We start from the raw sequence: 15977 nt of genomic DNA on the forward strand, positions 1-15977 counted from the left end.
TCAACGTGGCGGAAGCCATTCTTTATTGGTTAACGCAGTCAGCACGTGATCCTGCCACGTGCCGTCGATCAGCAGGTAGTCCTTGGCGTATCCTTCACGCTCAAAGCCCAGACGCGCCAACAGCGCGCCGCTGCGCTGATTATGCGGCATATAGTTCGCCATAATGCGGTGCATTCGCTGCTGACGCATCATATAGCGGTTCGCCGCCTGTAGCGCTTCATACATCAATCCCTGTCCCTGCCATTTCTCACCGAGTGAATAGCCAAGGAAACAGGCATGAAAAGAGCCCCGCAGCACATTGCTGAAGTTCGCAACGCCGCGCACCTCATTTTCATCCGGATCAAGCAGAATGAAGTAGTAGGCGTTGCCCTGCTTTTGCATTTCCGTGATCATGCCGAGCCGCGCCTGCCAGCCGGAAGGATAGCAATAGCTTTCATCACGCACCGGCTCCCAGGGTTTGAGGAAGGCGCGATTCTCCGCGTAATAATCCGCCAGGCGGTAGGCATCGCGCTCATGCACTAAACGGACGGCCAGGCGATCGGTGGTAAGACGTACTTTTGGTGATGCAGAGCGATAGCCGAACATCATTTCCCCCGCTATTCGGAACGGTTCGATAAAAAGAGAGTGATGGAACTGCGCCCTATGCATCAAGCGGCATAAACCGTATTTCCCGTCATTGAATATAACCGTAGCCTGCCTCACAGGTAAAACCCCAAGCGCTCAGTAAATAAGCGGTCAGCTTTTTTTCCCGCGCTTTTGTCGGCATGCTCCCGTTATTTCGGCGACCTCATCCGGAAACAGGTGGTCAACGCTTCGGCAAACAGACGTAAAATACGCGCTAAGTCACCAGAAAATCAGCAATATTTATATCAACTGCTATTCTGGTAGTACATTCACATCAGGAGTCGTCAGCATGTCCGAAGAAAACAATCACCTGCCCCAGCTGTTGGAACATATGGTTTTGAACCTGCGTATGATCTATGCCCGCTCCACGCTGATGGAGAAAGCTCTGGCGCGTATTTTGGCGGATGACAACGCGCTGAAAAGCGATGTGATTGAACAGCTTCAGCAGGTTAACGCCGCCACCGAGCGCGATAAAGTCGATTTAGAGCAGGCCCGCCAGCATTTGATTGACGTGTTCAATTCCATTCCCGCCAAAGAATAACCTCTCCCCCAGGCGCAACCTGCCGTGGTACGGTGGGTTACGCCTATTAGGCATCTTCCGGCAAGAATAGCGGGCGACAGCATCCGTAAGCTGTGCTAACTATTGCGGCAATCACCTGACAACGGGAGCGAGTATGAAACTGTTTATCTACGATCACTGCCCATTCTGCGTTAAGGCGCGCATGATTTTCGGTCTGCAAGGTCAGCCGGTGCGGCTGGTCACCCTGCTTAACGACGACGAAATCACGCCGACCACCATGATTGGTAAAAAGATGGCGCCTATTCTGCAAAAAGATGACGGCAGCTATCTGCCGGAAAGCATGGACATCGTGCACTATATCGATCGACTGGCCGATAAGCCGCTGCTGACCGGCTCCAGCAACCCGGCTATCGGCGAATGGCTGGCGCAGACGGCGGAATATACGCCGCAGCTGCTGCTGCCGCGCTTCGCCCAGGCCGACTTTGAAGAGTTCGCCACCGACAGCGCCCGTCAGTACTTTATTAATAAAAAACAGGCGGCGATCGGCGACTTTTCCCAACACCTGGCGAACAGCGCCGACCTTATCGCCCGTCTGGAGCAGGATCTGCCGGCGCTGGCGGCGCTGATCGTCTCGCCGGAGGCGGTCAACGGCACGCTGTCGGAAGACGATATACACCTGTTCCCGCTGCTGCGTTCGCTGTCCATCGTCGCCGGCGTTGCGCTACCGGAGCCGGTTGAGGCCTACCGTAACCGCATGGCTGAACGCAGCGATATCCCGCTGCTGCTGAATATGGAACAGTAATCACCGCCGCTGCGGTCAAAGGAGGAGCGCACAGATGCTGAAAATGGTGTTCGTCACCGCGCGCGATCGGGCGCGGCTGGCTGAAATTTCTGCGGTGTTGATCCGCTACGGTCTACAGGATGTGGTGCGTCTGCTGGGTTTAAGCCCGCTGCTAACCGCCGGCAAAGGCACCCCGCAGACGGATGACAGCCCGCTTTCACTGCCCGAACGTCTGCGCGCGGCGCTGGAAGCGCTGGGGCCGACTTTTGTCAAATTCGGCCAGATACTGGCGACCCGCTCCGATCTGCTCGACGCCGGCTGGACCAGCGAGCTGGACAAGCTGCACAGTCAGGCGTCCACACTGCCCTGGCAAACGCTGGCCGGCCAGGTGCATGCCGATCTGGGCGGCGACCCGCAGCAGATCTTTGCGCAGTTCGATACCCAACCGCTGGCGGCGGCATCCATGGCGCAAATTTATCGCGCCAGGCTGCACAGCGGCGAAGCGGTGATCGTCAAAGTATTGCGTCCGGGCCTGGCAAAAACCATTCAGGCCGATGTCCGTCTGCTGCGCTATCTGGCCGAAACTGTGGAACAGCAAAGCCCGGCGCTGGCGCGCTATCGCCCGGTGCAGATGGTGCAGACGCTGGCCACCGCGCTGAATAACGAGCTGGATCTGACCCACGAAGGGAATAACTGCGAACAGGTCGCGCTGCGCTTTAGCGATCGGCCAGAGGTGAAGATCCCGAAAATTTACTGGCAATGGTCAGGTAAACGGCTGCTGGTGCAGGAGTTTCTGCCCGGCATCGCGCCGGAAAACCCGCAGCAGTTGGCGGAGGCCGGCTTTAACGGCCCGCTGCTGGCACAGCGCGGAGCGCAGGCGTTTATGCGTATGGTGCTGGAACACCGCCTGTATCACGCCGATCCGCACCCCGGCAACGTGATGGCTCTTGACGGCGACCGCGTGGGTTTTATTGACTTCGGGATGGTCGGGCAACTGTCAGCAACGCGGCGCAATCAGCTGTTGCGCGTGCTGCAGGCAATTGCCGAGCGGCAGAGCGAAGGCATCGTCAACACGCTGCTCGCCTGGTCAGACAGCAATAACCCCGACGTGCAGGATCTGGAACTGGCGGCGCAGAACTATCTGGACAAACAGGGGTTCGGCACCTTAACGCTCGGCAAAGCGCTGACCGACCTGCTGGCGATGTCCCGCGAACACCAGCTGGCGCTGCCGCCCGATCTGGCGCTGCTGTTTAAAGCGCTGATCACCGCCGACGGCGTGCTGCACCGGCTGGATCCAGACTTTGACATTATCAGCACCTTGAAACCGATGCTGCAACAGCTCACGCTGCAGCGTTACGCGCCGGAAGCGCTGCGTCAGCGCATGTTTGCGCTGGGTGCCGACGCGCTGGATGCCAGTGATGAACTGCCGCAAAACCTGCGCCAGCTGCTGCGGCGTCTGACGCGCGGCCAGCTCAATGCCGACATCAACGTCAGCAATCTTTCACAGCTGAGTAAAGCATTGGAACGTGCGGCGGTGACGCTGGCTATCGCCATTGTCACCGCCGCCTTTGCGCTGGGCCTGGCGCCCTATCTGATGCACGTCTCCCCACGCTTATGGGGCGTGCCGCTGTTTCCGCTGCTCGGCGGTTTGGCCTGCATCGGCGGCATCGTCCTTCTGGTTCTGCGGCTGCGGCGATGAGGAGCAGGAGATTCGGCGTTATCCGATAGGCGCACCACCGATTCCCGCGCACTATCAACGCGCGCGGGGTTTATCGCTTGGGTTGCGAATGCGCGCATGTTTATAATGATAATCAATTCATTATTGGCATTTTTATTAGCAGTAGTTATGAGGCACGTATGAAAAAGATGGTTATGGGCGCAGCCGCCCTGATGTTTGTCGGCGCGCTAGCCGGCTGCAACAAGCTGACCCAGTACACGCTCAGCGAACAGGAAGTTAATGACTACCTGCAGAAACATAATGATTACCAGAAGCAGATCGGCGTGCCAGGGCTGGTGGATGCGCATATCGTGCTGACGCAGCTGCAGAGCCAGATCGGCCGCAGCGAACCGGGCAAAGTTACCCTTTCCGGCAATGCCAAAGTGGACATCACCTCGATTCTGGGGCCACAGCAGGCGGACATGCAGCTGACGCTGAAGGCGCAGCCGACCTATGACCGTGAGAAAGGAGCCATTTTCCTGAAAGATATGGAGCTGACCGACTATAAAGTGCAGCCGGAAAAAATGGATACCGTGATGAAGGCGATTTCGCCTTATCTGAATCAGTCACTGAAAAGTTACTTCAACCAGAAACCGGCCTATGTGCTGGACCCGAACAAGAGCAAAACCGAAGCCATGGCGCGCAAACTGGCCAAAGGGCTGGAAGTGAAGCCGGGCGAACTGGTGATTCCGTTTACTGATTAAATTCAGCGCATGAAGGCGCAGCAACCGCTGCGCCTGACAGGTTTTACGCCTGCTCGTCGTCTTCAGAGCCTTCCTGCTCTTCATACTCCGCCAGTTCATCGCGCATCGCCTGCAATGCATCACGGGTAATCATCGCCAATGTGCGATAAAAACCGCTGGTTGCATGGGCTTCAACCTTGCCGAGGAAACGTCCGCACCACGGCAGCAAATATTCATCAAACAGCGTAATTTGCGCCTGCGCCTCATCTTCCTGCGACTGATCTTCCAGCCAGGATGCCGCCAGCAGCAGCGAGCCGAAGTGATCCGCCGGCGCCTCGCCGAGCGGCATACCGCGCTGCTGCAGGAAACTGCGCACTTCGCTTTCCGTCGCCCCCTCAACATAGGTTGAGCGCAGCGGCGATACGCTGCATTCAGCGCCAACGAACAACGCGTTAAAGTCGGCAGCCAGCAGGTGCGGCTCGCAGCCTTGCTGCAAACGCTGGAGCAATTCATCCTGCTCCAGCGGCCAGTGCTGCTGCAGTTTACCCTCTTGAATCAGGCTGAACAGCGGCACCAGCAGCGGGTCCTGCGGCTGACGGTAAAACAGCGTCCCCAGCACGCGGCAGACGATGGAAAACTCATTCATGATGAAATCCTATGCAAAGGCGGAAATTTTTTGCCGTGACGATGTCACAGATCGGCCAATTCCGCAATCGCTGGTTTGCCGCGTTGCTCAAGAAAGTTCAGTAAACGACGCGGACTGACGTTGAGGATGCGATCCTGCGGGAATTCAACCTCGGCAAGGATGCGTTCACAGTGCTCAAAACCTCCCAGCGAAAAGGCAATATGCGAGTCTGAGCCCAGCGCCAGCCAGCCTCCGGCATCACGCACCGCAGCGGCGATCGCCCGGCAGTTGGCTTCACTGCCCTTACGTGAATGCGTAAACGATGAGTTGTTCAGCTCAAGCGCCACATTATAACGCGCAGCGGCGGCGGCAACCTCCGGGATATCAATCGGATAACGCGGATTGCCCGGATGACTGATGATGTGGACATCGCCCTGCGCCATCGCGGCAATCATCGCCTGCGTATGGGCGGCCCGATCCTGCGGTGCAAACACCGGCTCATGGAAACCGGCGATAATCACATCAATGGCATCCAGCATCGGGCCGGTGCAGTCAATATCGCCGTCCAGATTCTTAATGTTGGCTTCAATACCGCGCAAAATGGCGACGCCGTCCACTAACCGCGGCCAGACGCGCATATTCATAAAGTGCCAGTAGTGCGGCGCATCGGCCATATCCGGGCCGTGGTCGGTAATGGCAAACAGCTGGATGCCCTTCTGCTTGGCTTCGGCGACATAATCATGCAGCGTGCTGTAGGCATGGGTGCTGGCAACGGTATGCATGTGTAAATCAACGGGGTACATTGCTTCTCCTTATTCGTGGGTCAGCCGCCATGCGCAAACGGCAGGCGCAGTTGCGCCTTAGCATAGCAGTTAACCGGCTCATTAATAACCTCTGCGAATATCCACAATTCCCGTCGGCGTCTCTCCGGCTTCGATCGCTAAAATATTCTGGGCAACCCGATCCATCGCCTGCTCAGGCAAGGTAATCGCGGCAATATGCGGCGTGATGGTAACGGCGGGATGACGCCAGAAGGCGTGCGCCGGCGGCAGCGGCTCTTGCACAAAGACATCCAGCGTCGCCGCTTTAATCTGCCCCAGCTCCAGCGCCGCCAGCAGATCCTCCTCAACCAGATGCGCGCCGCGCGCCAGGTTGAGCAGATAAGCCTGCGGCGCTAAATGGGCAAACATCTCACCATTGAGGATACCCTGGGTTTCCGGCGTATTGGGCAGCAGGTTAATCAACAGCTTGACGCCGTCCAGGAATGCCGGCCGCTGCGCCTCGCCGGCGAAACTGCTCACGCCGTCAATCTGCTTGGCGCTGCGGCTCCAGCAGCGGACGTTAAAGCCGAAGTCCACCAGTTTTTGCGCCACCGCCCTGCCCAGCACGCCGGCGCCGAGAATACCGATAGTGAAATCCTGTAGCTGATGCGGCTCCAGCGGCTGCCACTCTCCCTGTTGCTGCTGCCGCTGGTACTCATCGAAACGGCGGAAATAGCGCAGTACGTAACTCAACGCATACTCCTGCATCTGCTGCGCCATACCGGTATCTTCCAGCCGTAACAGCGGTACCCCCGCCGGCAGCGTACCGGGATGTTGCCTCTCCTGCTGCAAAATGGCGTCAACGCCGGCTCCCAGGGCGAACACGCCTTTCAGCTGATGACGCCCGGCCAGCATTTCATACGGCGGCAGCCAGACCAGCGCATAGTCTGCCGGACGATCGTCCCCCGGCTGCCAGATGCGCAGCGTGGAACCGGGCAAACGCTGCTGCATGCCCGCCTGCCACTGCTGCGCATTAAACGTAGGATGGTAAAACATAATGTTCATGGTAAGAGAGGCTCCTGCTTGTTCGCTGTTATTGTCCCCTCAGGTTTCCGCGAATCGTCAGAAGATGCAAGAGTAAAACCGACAAATAAAAACAGCCCCGACCAGTGGGGCTGTTTCGCTCAGGCTAGTGCCGCTGCGCCGTCAGACGCGCTGGATCAGGCGGCGCAGCAGTGGTATCAGGATCAACAGCACCACGCCCACGCCGGCCGCTCCCCACCCCAGCATGCTGAAGACATGGCTGTAGCCGGGGTTGGTTAACAACGGCGTACTGCCGCTGTTTTCCGGCATCAGGCCGGATACATAGCCCGCCAGCACTGAGCCGACGCCGGTCACCATCATCCAGCAGCCCATCATGACGCCCTGGTAACGCGCCGGCGCCAACTTGCCGATCATGGCGTAACCGATGGGCGAAATCAGCAATTCGCCAATGCTCTGCAACACGTAACTGATAACGATCCATTTAAACGCCACCAGTCCGTCGCCGCCCGCCAGGCTGATGCCCAGCGGCAGCACCAGCATCCCCAGCCCCATACAGAACAAGGAGCCGGAAAACTGCAGGGGAATATCAATCTTGCAGCCGCGGGCGCGCAGGCGGTTAAACCACCAGGCCAGCAGTGGGCCGCCGATGACGATCACCAGCGTGTTGATGTTCTGGATCCACTGCGGGGCAACATGGATGCCATACGGGTTCAGATTGATATTGTGCTCCGAAAACAGCATCAGCCCCATCGGCGCCAGCTGATACAGCATCCAGAAGACCAGCGATCCCAAGGCCAGAATCAGGTAGGCGCTCATCCGCCGACGCTCATCGCGCGGATGATGGCGTAGCGTAACGAGACATAGCAGCAAGAAAATGGCGCATCCCAGGCCAATCACAAAGTAACCGCTGAATTCAGCATGGGTCAGCATCAGACGAATCACCGGCACCAGAATCACTAATACCGCCAGACCGGCCAACAACCGACGGCGATACTGCGACGGCGTCGTATCAAGCAATGGGGTATTGATATCGGCCAGCATGCGCCAGCGCAGCGCCGCAACGATAATCGCCCCGGCGTTGCCCAGCGTGGCGAACAGAAACAGCGTGCGGTAACTTTCCGTCAGTTGGAAATAGCCGGCGGCACTGTAGCCAACAAAAAAACCCAGGTTCATCGCGGCATAGTTCCACAAAAACGCCATCTCGCGCCGGTCATCCTCGGGCTTGAACCGCTGCGTCAGCATCATATTAATGCAGGTGACGTTCAGCCCGCTGCCGGTGAGGAACATCGCCAGCCCCCAATACAGCCCCCAGACGCCGGCCAGAGCAATCGTCGCGCACCCCGCCACCTGCAGCACCATCCCCAGGACAAACAGGTTGCGGTTGCTGAGATAGCGTCCGCCCAGGTAGCCGCCGAACAGGTGCAGGCCATAGTTGAACGCGCCGAATACGCCCATCATGGCGTTGGCGCTGCTTTCGCTGAACCCCAGACGCTTGGTGGCATACAGCACCAGCGTGGAGTACAGCACGGCAAAGCCTAGCGTAGCGAAAATTTGGATAAAGAACAGCGCTCCCGCGCCGGAAGGGGCAACATGGCGTGACGACGCCGCCAGTGTGGAATCTGAGTCAGTCAAAGCAAACCTCTACTGCATTATTATTTGATGGTTTTATCCCTGTCTGCGCTATCTGCCCTACGCCTTCGCTACACGCGGCGGAGAGCCGGTGCAACCGATAAGGAAATGGCATCAATAGCGCGGTAAGCGGCGCGGACGTTGATGTTTCCTTGCAAAAATCCCCGACGCTCGTCACTCCATTTAGCGGCATATTTGACTAATAATCCAGTATTAATGAATACATTGGCAATACGACATAACGAAACGGTGGAATATTAATCTACAAATGGATAATTTGCTCAAATAACAAACCAGACGACAGTTCCAAGTTTCTTATCGGCCATTCTCGGCGGCAGGTGAAGAATAAATAGCTGATTATTGTGCGTGAAATCAGCAAATTGCTGCAAGTTTAGCTAAACAAACTGAAAGCGTAAAAAGAGTGTTGACGCTGGGATCAGTTTCTCCTACATTAGCGCCCGTCGACAACGCAAGGCGCTGACGATGACAATATGGTGAGGTGTCCGAGTGGCTGAAGGAGCACGCCTGGAAAGTGTGTATACGCGAAAGTGTATCGAGGGTTCGAATCCCTCCCTCACCGCCATATTCCAAGAGAAAGCCTGAACTCACGTTCAGGCTTTTTTGCTTTATATTCCCCGTCCGGGAGGGTGAGCCCCCTCAACTTACGCTCCCGTTGCTGGCGCAGGCAAGGTAATTCCCTTTTGGACAGCAGGGCGCTCCGCTATCCGCTGGAACCAGGCGTCCAGGTGACGATAGCGACTGAAGTCAAACCGGATGATGCGGGCGATGTGCATCCAACCAAAATGAGCAATATCGGCAATGGAATAGGCATCACCAGCCAGATAGCTGTTTGCGGCCAATCTGCGGTCAAGTACCGCGAAAGCATCCTCCGTCAGGCTACGATAACGCTCAATCGCGGCCGGAATACGTTCAGCGGCAAATAACTCGAAGTGTACACGCTGCCCGACGATCGGCCCCACGCTTGAAGCGTGAAATTGCAACCACTTGATCGCCTCCCAACGCCCCTTGATATCATCCGGCATCAGCCGGCCGGTTTTATCGGCAAGGTACAGCAAAATAGCCGCCGACTCGAACAGTACCACACCAGTCTCATCGTCAGTCAGGACGGGGATGCGGGCATACGGGTTCAAGGCCAAAAAATCCGGCTGACGATGCTCACCAGCCTCGATACGCACATGGTGTAGACGATAAGGCAGCGCCAGTTCTTCAAGAGCGATCGTTGCCTTAAAGCCGTTAGGTGAACTGTCAGTATAGAGATTCAACATATGACACCTTTATTTAGTTTTACTAAACTCGATGATGGTAACCATCACCCGCCCATACTCCTTCTTTAATCAGCATGGATAAAGCGATACTTCTTAACATCAGTATTTAGGAAATCTAAATGAAAGCACCTCCTCTTCAGGCATTGCGCACCTTTGTTGAAATCGGACATCGCGGCAGCGTCCAGGCAGCAGCGCAGGCGCTACATGTTACGCCCGGTGCTATCAGCCAACAGCTACGCTCGCTGGAAGAACGGCTTGGCGTCGTACTACTTGAGCGCAACCGCCTGGGAATGCGTTTGACGGAGGCCGGTGCCAGCATCCACCCGAGGCTCAGTGACGCATTTGCGCACATTGATCGGTCGCTAGAAGAGTTGAAAACACGTGAAAGCCCTCAGTGCCTGACCATCAGCACGGTGGCCGCGTTTGCCGCCTCTTGGCTGGTTCCACGCCTGGGAAATTTTCAGCAGCGTCACCCCGGTATTGAAGTCCGAGTAGAAGCCACGGCAAACCTGGTGGATTTACGCCGCGATCGCGTCGATATTGCCCTACGCCACGGGTTGGGTGATTATCCAGGTTTGGCCGTCACTCCGTTGATGTCGCCCGTGCTGGTGCCGGTGGCCTCCCCCCATCTGCTCACCGCTGACCAGACGCTGAGCGAACCTGCAGATTGCCTGAATTATCCTCTGTTGCATAACAGTGATCGCACCGACTGGTCGCTCTGGTTAAGTGCGCACGGTGTGGCTACAGATCCTCGAGCCGACCGTGGCAATGTGTTTGAAGATGACTTTCTGCTCATCCGTGCGGCAGAGGCAGGACAAGGCCTGGCACTGGTGCCGGCAGCCTATGCGCAGATAGAGATCGCCGCCGGTCGCCTGGTACAAATACTGGATAAACCCTGGCCCGCGAGATTTGCCTACTACATCGTATACCAGCCCGATGCCGCCCTTCGTCCCGAGGTACGCGCCTTTATCGCGTGGCTGTTAACCGAGGCGGTCGCTGTCCCCTGACAGGGAAATGCGCCGAGCGGCCTTCCTGTTGCCAAAGAGCTGACAGCTGACCCCATGATCATCGCCAACTCAGCCTGACTTTCAGCCAAAAAGAACACAACTTAACCACCCGTTACGAAACCAAAAAAATATGCTTGACCCACCCGCTCTCACTCCCTATAGTAGCGCCCCGTTGCCCTGACGCATTCAGCGCAACGACAATATGGTGAGGTGTCCGAGTGGCTGAAGGAGCACGCCTGGAAAGTGTGTATACGCGAAAGTGTATCGAGGGTTCGAATCCCTCCCTCACCGCCATATTCCAAGAGAAAGCCTGAACTCATGTTCAGGCTTTTTTGCTTTACATTCCCCGTCCGGGAGGGTGAGAACCCTCGACAGGGTTCGACAAAACGCAACGCGTTTTGCACAGCCGTCAGGCTGCCCGCAGGGTGAGCGCAGCGAATACATCCCTCCCTCACCGCCATATTCTAAGAGAAAGCCTGAACTCACGTTCAGGCTTTTTTGCTTTATATTCCCCGTCCGGGAGGGTGAGAACCCTCGACAGGGTTCGACAAAACGCAACGCGTTTTGCACAGACGTCAGGCTGCCCGCAGGGTGAGCGCAGCGAATACATCCCTCCCTCACCGCCATATTCCAAGAGAAAGCCTGAACTCATGTTCAGGCTTTTTTGTTATGTATAATTTCTGTTAGCACTGAGTAATTAGAATTGCCGTACACGTACGGTACTTCTCTGCGATAACAGAGAACGGCAATTGAAGGGGCCGTAGGCGTGGCCCCTTTCACCCGCGCCCGCGCTTAGGCACGTTCTGCCTGCTTCGCAGGTGCCCTCTCTGCGTCACCGTCGCCGGACGGGTCGGCTCTACTGGCATTCCTGCCTGTGCCGCCTCAACCGGACATCCCTGTCCGGTTGAGGCGGCACAGGTTCCTTGTTCAGCAGCCCGTGATGCGCGCCGAAGGTCAATACCCGAATCTGTATTTACCGGGAAAATCAGCTGCGGGTTTTAACGTCAACGACCTAAAAACTATTCCCTTGATGCACAATCGTTAGTGACACAGTCGCAGCGAATACATCCCTCCCTCACCGTCATATTCCAAGAGAAAGTCTGAACTCTCGTTCAGGCTATATTCCCAGCCCCCGCGACAGGATTGGCAGGTATCACTCATCATGCCCGTTTGGCGGCAACCTGAAGCCGGCTCAACACCGCAATAAAAAAGCCCGACGTCATGTCGGGCTTTTTTCCATTCAACAGCTGGGAATCAGTTGCTGGTATCGAGTTCCGGGAAACTTTTCACCAGATCGTCGATCGCCTTCATCTGTACCAGGAACGGCTCCAGCTTATCCAGCGGCAGCGCTGACGGGCCGTCGCACTTGGCGTTGTTCGGATCCGGGTGCGCCTCAATAAACAGGCCGGCCAGGCCCACCGCCATACCGGCGCGCGCCAGTTCAGTTACCTGAGCGCGACGACCGCCGGAAGCGGCGCCAAACGGGTCGCGGGTTTGCAGCGCATGGGTCACGTCGAAAATCACCGGATGGCCGCCGGTGGCGTTCTTCATCACGTTGATGCCCAACATATCAACCACCAGGTTGTCATAGCCAAAGTTGCTGCCGCGGTCGCACAGAATAACCTGGTCGTTGCCGCCTTCTTTGAATTTCTCCACGATATTGCCCATCTGGCCCGGGCTGACAAACTGTGGTTTTTTAACGTTGATCACCGCGCCGGTTTTCGCCATCGCTTCCACCAGGTCGGTCTGACGCGCCAAAAACGCAGGCAGCTGAATGACATCAACCACTTCCGCCACTGGCTGAGCCTGAGCAGCCTCATGCACGTCGGTGATGGTTTTTACGCCGAAGGTTTGCTTCAACTCTTCAAAAATACGCATCCCCTCTTCCAGGCCCGGCCCGCGATAAGAGTGAATGGAAGAGCGGTTGGCTTTATCAAATGAAGCCTTGAAGACGTAAGGAATACCCAGTTTTTGCGTCACCGTGACGTAGTGTTCGCAGATGCGCATCGCCAAATCGCGCGATTCAAGCACGTTCATACCACCGAACAGCACAAACGGCAGGTCGTTCGCTACGTTGATGTCGCCAATGCTAATCACTTTCTGTTTCATGCTTTCGCCTTTCTTGAGGGTAAGTCGCCAAAATTAGTGCAGCGTCACCTGTTTGGGTTCGATCGCGTGGATCTGTACTTTGATCACTTCGCTGACCGGATCTTCAGGACACTGCTCGATAAAATAGTTGAGGTCAGAAATCGCCACATAGTTGCACTCCAGCTGCGCATAGATTAAACCACGGTCACGAATTTCATACGGATCGTCCGGGTCAAAGCACAGCACCGTTTCACTGGCGCGCAGCGCCATTTCCATCTGCTTTTCTTCCATCAGGGCGGCTTTCAGCGTATCGAGCATCTTACGCACCACCATATTATTCTCCGCTTCATCCAGATCGTCATCTTCCAGTTCGGCGGATAAACCCAGATTGCCCCTGATCCAGGCCTCAAGCGTATGCTCATTCAGCGTTTCGCCGTTAAGCGGATTGATTAGCCACATCTCATCATCCATCCAGTCGGCCCGCAGGATTAACTGGGTCGGAAAAATTACCGGCATCAGCGGTAAACCGAGCTGATGGGCGATGTGCAAAAAGATAGTGCCCAGCGATACCGGCGTACCCTGGCGCCCTTCCAACACCTTATCCAGCCAGATGGCATCAGAAAGACGGTAGACGCCGCTCGCCCCGCCAAACCCCCAGGTACGGTAAAACAGCTCAATGAGTGCCTCTAATCGCTGTTCCTGACTGAGATCGTCCGGCACTGCCGCCCGCGCTTCTTCAGACAATCGCTGCAGTTGGCGCGCCACGTCGGCAGCAGGAAAATCTCGCCGCACGCGCTGAGACACCAGAATGACCCCTGCGCTCAGCGGTGAAGAATTAAATTCAAAATCAGCAATGCTACTCATAGGTATCCCATCAGAAACGGTATTTTCGTCGTGGCAAGTTTAATAATCAGGTAGAGACAGCCCAGAGCCAGAATAAACGCCGACGTGCGTAACCCCGCGCTGCGGACTTTCTTGCTCAGTGCAACGTAGCCCAGCAGGATATAGATAATAACGCCAAACAGCTTTTCGGTCAGCCAGGAGTCCATGCCCAGCAGCGGGTAAAGCTGGAACATCACCACCAGTGCAATGCCGCTCAGAAACAGCACGGTGTCATTAATATGCGGCGCTATCTTCACCCAGCGCCGGTTCATCATCGCCGAATCACGCCATTTCCAGAAAAAACGCAATACAAACAAAACAATACTGATGGTTACCGTCAACAGATGCAAATTTTTTAACGCGGCGTAGGCTGTCATGGTCATTCCCTTTGCTTTCCAGTAATTATTATTGGGCCGGCAGATACTGCCCCAGCGTTACCCGCTCGTTGCCGCCATAGTCACGGCGGCTCTCCACGGCGCCAAAGCCCGCCTCGGCCAGCAGTTCACGCACGCTGGCCGCCTGTTGCCAGCCGTGCTCCAGCAGCAGCCAGCCTTGCGGCAAAAGATACTCCGGCGCCTGGCGCACGATGGCGCGTAAGTCCGCCAGGCCGTTCTCCTCCGCCACCAGCGCGCTGTCCGGCTCAAAGCGGACATCCCCTTGCGACAGATGCGGATCGGCGGCGTCGATATAAGGCGGGTTACTGGCAATCAGCTGGAAACGCTGCCCGGCCAGCGGCGAAAACCAACTGCCCTGAACAAACTGCGCATTGGTAATCGCCAGTTTTTGCGCGTTATGGCGCGCCAGCGCCACCGCTTCAGGCTGGAAATCAACGCCGGTTACCGTACAGTCGGGACGTTCGCTGGCCAACGCCAGCGCAATGGCGCCGGTGCCGGTACCCAGATCGAGAATGGCGCAGGCGCCGGCAGGCAGACGTGCCAGCGCCTGCTCGACCAGACATTCGGTGTCCGGCCGTGGAATCAGGGTTGCGGGGGAAACAGACAGCGGCAGCGACCAGAATTCACGCTCGCCCACCAGATAGGCAATCGGCTCGCCGCGCGCCCGGCGCGTCAGCAATATTTCCAGCCGGGCGATCTCCTGAGGGGTCAGGCAACGCTCGCCAAACGCCAGCAGATAGGTTCTGGCGCGCCCGGTGACAAACCCCAACAGGATTTCCGCGTCCCGCCGGGCGCTGTCGCTCTCCGTCAGCCGGGCCGTTGCCGCCTTCAGCCAGCTTTGATAATCCATCACTCTTGCTCGGCGGACAACGCAGCCAGCTGATCCGCCTGGTATTCCTGCACGATAGGTTGGATCAGCATATCCAGCTTCCCTTCCATCACTTCGTCCAGCCGGTAGAGCGTCAGGTTAATGCGGTGATCGGTCACGCGGCCCTGCGGGAAATTATAGGTACGGTTACGATCGGAACGGTCACCGCTGCCCAGCAGGTTACGCCGCGTTGATGCCTCTTCCTGCTGGCGTTTGGCCACCTCGGCGGCACGGATGCGCGCGCCCAGCACCGACATCGCTTTCGCTTTGTTTTTATGCTGTGAGCGCTCGTCCTGACACTCCACCACAATGCCGGTCGGCAGGTGGGTAATACGGATCGCCGAATCGGTGGTGTTAACGTGCTGACCTCCGGCGCCGGAAGAACGGAAGGTGTCGATTTTCAGGTCACCGGGGTTGATATCCGGCAGTTCAGCCTCCGGCACCTCCGGCATCACCGCAACGGTGCAGGCCGAGGTGTGAATGCGCCCCTGAGATTCGGTTTCCGGCACGCGCTGCACGCGATGGCCGCCAGATTCAAACTTCAGCTGGCCGTATACGCCCTCGCCCGAGACTTTGGCGATCACTTCTTTAAAACCGCCGTGCTCGCCTTCGTTGGCGCTCATCACTTCTACCCGCCAGCGGCGCGTTTCGGCATAGCGGCTGTACATCCGGAACAGGTCGCCGGCGAACAGCGCCGCCTCGTCGCCGCCGGTGCCGGCGCGCACTTCGAGGAAACAGCTGCGCTCATCGTCGGGGTCTTTCGGCAACAGTAACAGCTGCAGCTGTTGCTCCAGCTCTTCGATCACCGTTCTGGCCTGTTTAATCTCTTCCTGCGCCATCTCGCGCATTTCCGGGTCTTCCAGCATCATCTCGGCGGTCGCAAGATCGTCTTGCACCTGGCGCCACTGCAGGAAACAGTTGCTGACATCGGTCAGCTGCGCATATTCGCGCGACAATGCCCGGAACCGGTCCTGATCGGCAATAACGCCGGCATCGCCGAGCAGCGCCTGAACTTCTTCATGGCGCTCTTGTAACGCTTCCAGTTTGGCAACAATAGAAGGCTTCAT

At 57.1% G+C, this 15977-nt stretch carries 16 protein-coding genes, 2 tRNA genes and 2 other RNA genes; 9 read left to right on the forward strand and 11 right to left on the reverse strand.

The annotated features are described in order from the left end of the window. Nucleotides 1-585 carry a ribosomal protein S5-alanine N-acetyltransferase gene (rimJ, locus tag CLM71_RS13225; protein WP_105233388.1) on the reverse strand — a complete coding sequence of 195 codons (585 nt, stop codon included), beginning with the start codon at nt 583-585 and terminating at the stop codon, nt 1-3. A gap of 328 nt (nt 586-913) precedes the next feature. On the opposite strand from rimJ, the gene CLM71_RS13230 reads away from it, so the two are divergent. The 4 genes from CLM71_RS13230 (at nt 914) to CLM71_RS13245 (ending at nt 4346) form a co-directional block, all read left to right on the forward strand. Continuing rightward, nucleotides 914-1165 carry a hypothetical protein gene (locus CLM71_RS13230; protein ID WP_105231419.1) on the forward strand — a complete coding sequence of 84 codons (252 nt, stop codon included), beginning with the start codon at nt 914-916 and terminating at the stop codon, nt 1163-1165. Nucleotides 1166-1298: 133 nt separating this feature from the next. Continuing rightward, nucleotides 1299-1946: a glutaredoxin 2 gene (gene grxB, locus CLM71_RS13235; protein ID WP_105231420.1), complete on the forward strand. Its 648-nt coding sequence runs from the start codon at nt 1299-1301 to the stop codon at nt 1944-1946. A gap of 34 nt (nt 1947-1980) precedes the next feature. Continuing rightward, nucleotides 1981-3624 (forward strand): AarF/ABC1/UbiB kinase family protein, encoded by a 1644-nt coding sequence (locus CLM71_RS13240; protein ID WP_105231421.1) that lies wholly within the window; start codon nt 1981-1983, stop codon nt 3622-3624. Nucleotides 3625-3782: 158 nt separating this feature from the next. Continuing rightward, the gene (locus CLM71_RS13245; protein ID WP_105231422.1) at nt 3783-4346 is read left to right on the forward strand and encodes a lipoprotein; all 564 of its coding nucleotides are present in this window, start codon (nt 3783-3785) and stop codon (nt 4344-4346) included. A gap of 43 nt (nt 4347-4389) precedes the next feature. On the opposite strand, the gene CLM71_RS13250 is transcribed toward CLM71_RS13245, so the two are convergent. The 4 genes from CLM71_RS13250 to CLM71_RS13265 all read right to left on the reverse strand — a co-directional run bounded on the left by CLM71_RS13250 (nt 4390) and on the right by CLM71_RS13265 (nt 8387). Continuing rightward, nucleotides 4390-4971 carry a molecular chaperone gene (locus CLM71_RS13250; protein ID WP_105231423.1) on the reverse strand — a complete coding sequence of 194 codons (582 nt, stop codon included), beginning with the start codon at nt 4969-4971 and terminating at the stop codon, nt 4390-4392. A gap of 44 nt (nt 4972-5015) precedes the next feature. Then, nucleotides 5016-5753, reverse strand: coding sequence for a phosphatase (locus CLM71_RS13255; RefSeq protein WP_105231424.1), 738 nt, complete (start codon nt 5751-5753; stop codon nt 5016-5018). Nucleotides 5754-5834: 81 nt separating this feature from the next. Beyond that, nucleotides 5835-6776 (reverse strand): glyoxylate/hydroxypyruvate reductase GhrA, encoded by a 942-nt coding sequence (gene ghrA, locus CLM71_RS13260; protein WP_105231425.1) that lies wholly within the window; start codon nt 6774-6776, stop codon nt 5835-5837. A gap of 141 nt (nt 6777-6917) precedes the next feature. Further along, a complete protein-coding gene (locus CLM71_RS13265; protein ID WP_105231426.1) occupies nt 6918-8387 on the reverse strand; it encodes a peptide MFS transporter in 1470 nt (489 codons plus the stop codon). A 490-nt stretch (nt 8388-8877) separates the two neighbouring features. On the opposite strand from CLM71_RS13265, the gene CLM71_RS13270 reads away from it, so the two are divergent. Then, a tRNA-Ser gene (locus tag CLM71_RS13270) sits at nt 8878-8967 on the forward strand. Between the two features lie 79 nt (nt 8968-9046). Here the strand turns inward: CLM71_RS13270 and CLM71_RS13275 are convergent. Next, nucleotides 9047-9670 carry a glutathione S-transferase family protein gene (locus tag CLM71_RS13275; RefSeq protein ID WP_105231427.1) on the reverse strand — a complete coding sequence of 208 codons (624 nt, stop codon included), beginning with the start codon at nt 9668-9670 and terminating at the stop codon, nt 9047-9049. Between the two features lie 119 nt (nt 9671-9789). Here CLM71_RS13275 and CLM71_RS13280 point away from each other — a divergent pair, with 119 nt between their 5' ends. The 4 genes from CLM71_RS13280 (at nt 9790) to CLM71_RS13295 (ending at nt 11303) form a co-directional block, all read left to right on the forward strand. Next, nucleotides 9790-10677 (forward strand): LysR substrate-binding domain-containing protein, encoded by an 888-nt coding sequence (locus tag CLM71_RS13280; protein ID WP_105231428.1) that lies wholly within the window; start codon nt 9790-9792, stop codon nt 10675-10677. Between the two features lie 204 nt (nt 10678-10881). After that, a tRNA-Ser gene (locus tag CLM71_RS13285) sits at nt 10882-10971 on the forward strand. Nucleotides 10972-11015: 44 nt separating this feature from the next. After that, nucleotides 11016-11137: non-coding RNA, RtT sRNA (locus CLM71_RS13290), on the forward strand. A 44-nt stretch (nt 11138-11181) separates the two neighbouring features. Further along, nucleotides 11182-11303, forward strand: a non-coding RNA gene (locus CLM71_RS13295) — RtT sRNA. A 628-nt stretch (nt 11304-11931) separates the two neighbouring features. Here CLM71_RS13295 and kdsA read toward each other — a convergent pair. From kdsA to prfA, 5 genes are read right to left on the reverse strand one after another with little or no spacing between them, the layout of a single operon-like run. After that, nucleotides 11932-12786 (reverse strand): 3-deoxy-8-phosphooctulonate synthase, encoded by an 855-nt coding sequence (gene kdsA, locus CLM71_RS13300; protein ID WP_015672646.1) that lies wholly within the window; start codon nt 12784-12786, stop codon nt 11932-11934. A 33-nt stretch (nt 12787-12819) separates the two neighbouring features. Next, a complete protein-coding gene (gene sirB1 / locus CLM71_RS13305) occupies nt 12820-13629 on the reverse strand; it encodes an invasion regulator SirB1 (protein WP_105231429.1) in 810 nt (269 codons plus the stop codon). After that, complete coding sequence (locus tag CLM71_RS13310; protein WP_105233390.1) at nt 13626-14024, reverse strand: SirB2 family protein; 399 nt, start codon at nt 14022-14024, stop codon at nt 13626-13628. The genes sirB1 and CLM71_RS13310 overlap by 4 nt, the downstream gene beginning before the upstream one ends. Before the next feature lie 28 nt (nt 14025-14052). Further along, nucleotides 14053-14892 (reverse strand): peptide chain release factor N(5)-glutamine methyltransferase, encoded by an 840-nt coding sequence (gene prmC / locus CLM71_RS13315; protein ID WP_105231430.1) that lies wholly within the window; start codon nt 14890-14892, stop codon nt 14053-14055. Further along, nucleotides 14892-15977, reverse strand: a complete 1086-nt coding sequence (prfA, locus tag CLM71_RS13320; protein WP_105231431.1) for a peptide chain release factor 1 — start codon at nt 15975-15977, stop codon at nt 14892-14894. The genes prmC and prfA overlap by 1 nt, the downstream gene beginning before the upstream one ends.

Source organism: Serratia sp. MYb239 (assembly GCF_002966855.1).
GTDB classification, from domain to species: Bacteria; Pseudomonadota; Gammaproteobacteria; order Enterobacterales; family Enterobacteriaceae; genus Serratia_B; species Serratia_B rhizosphaerae.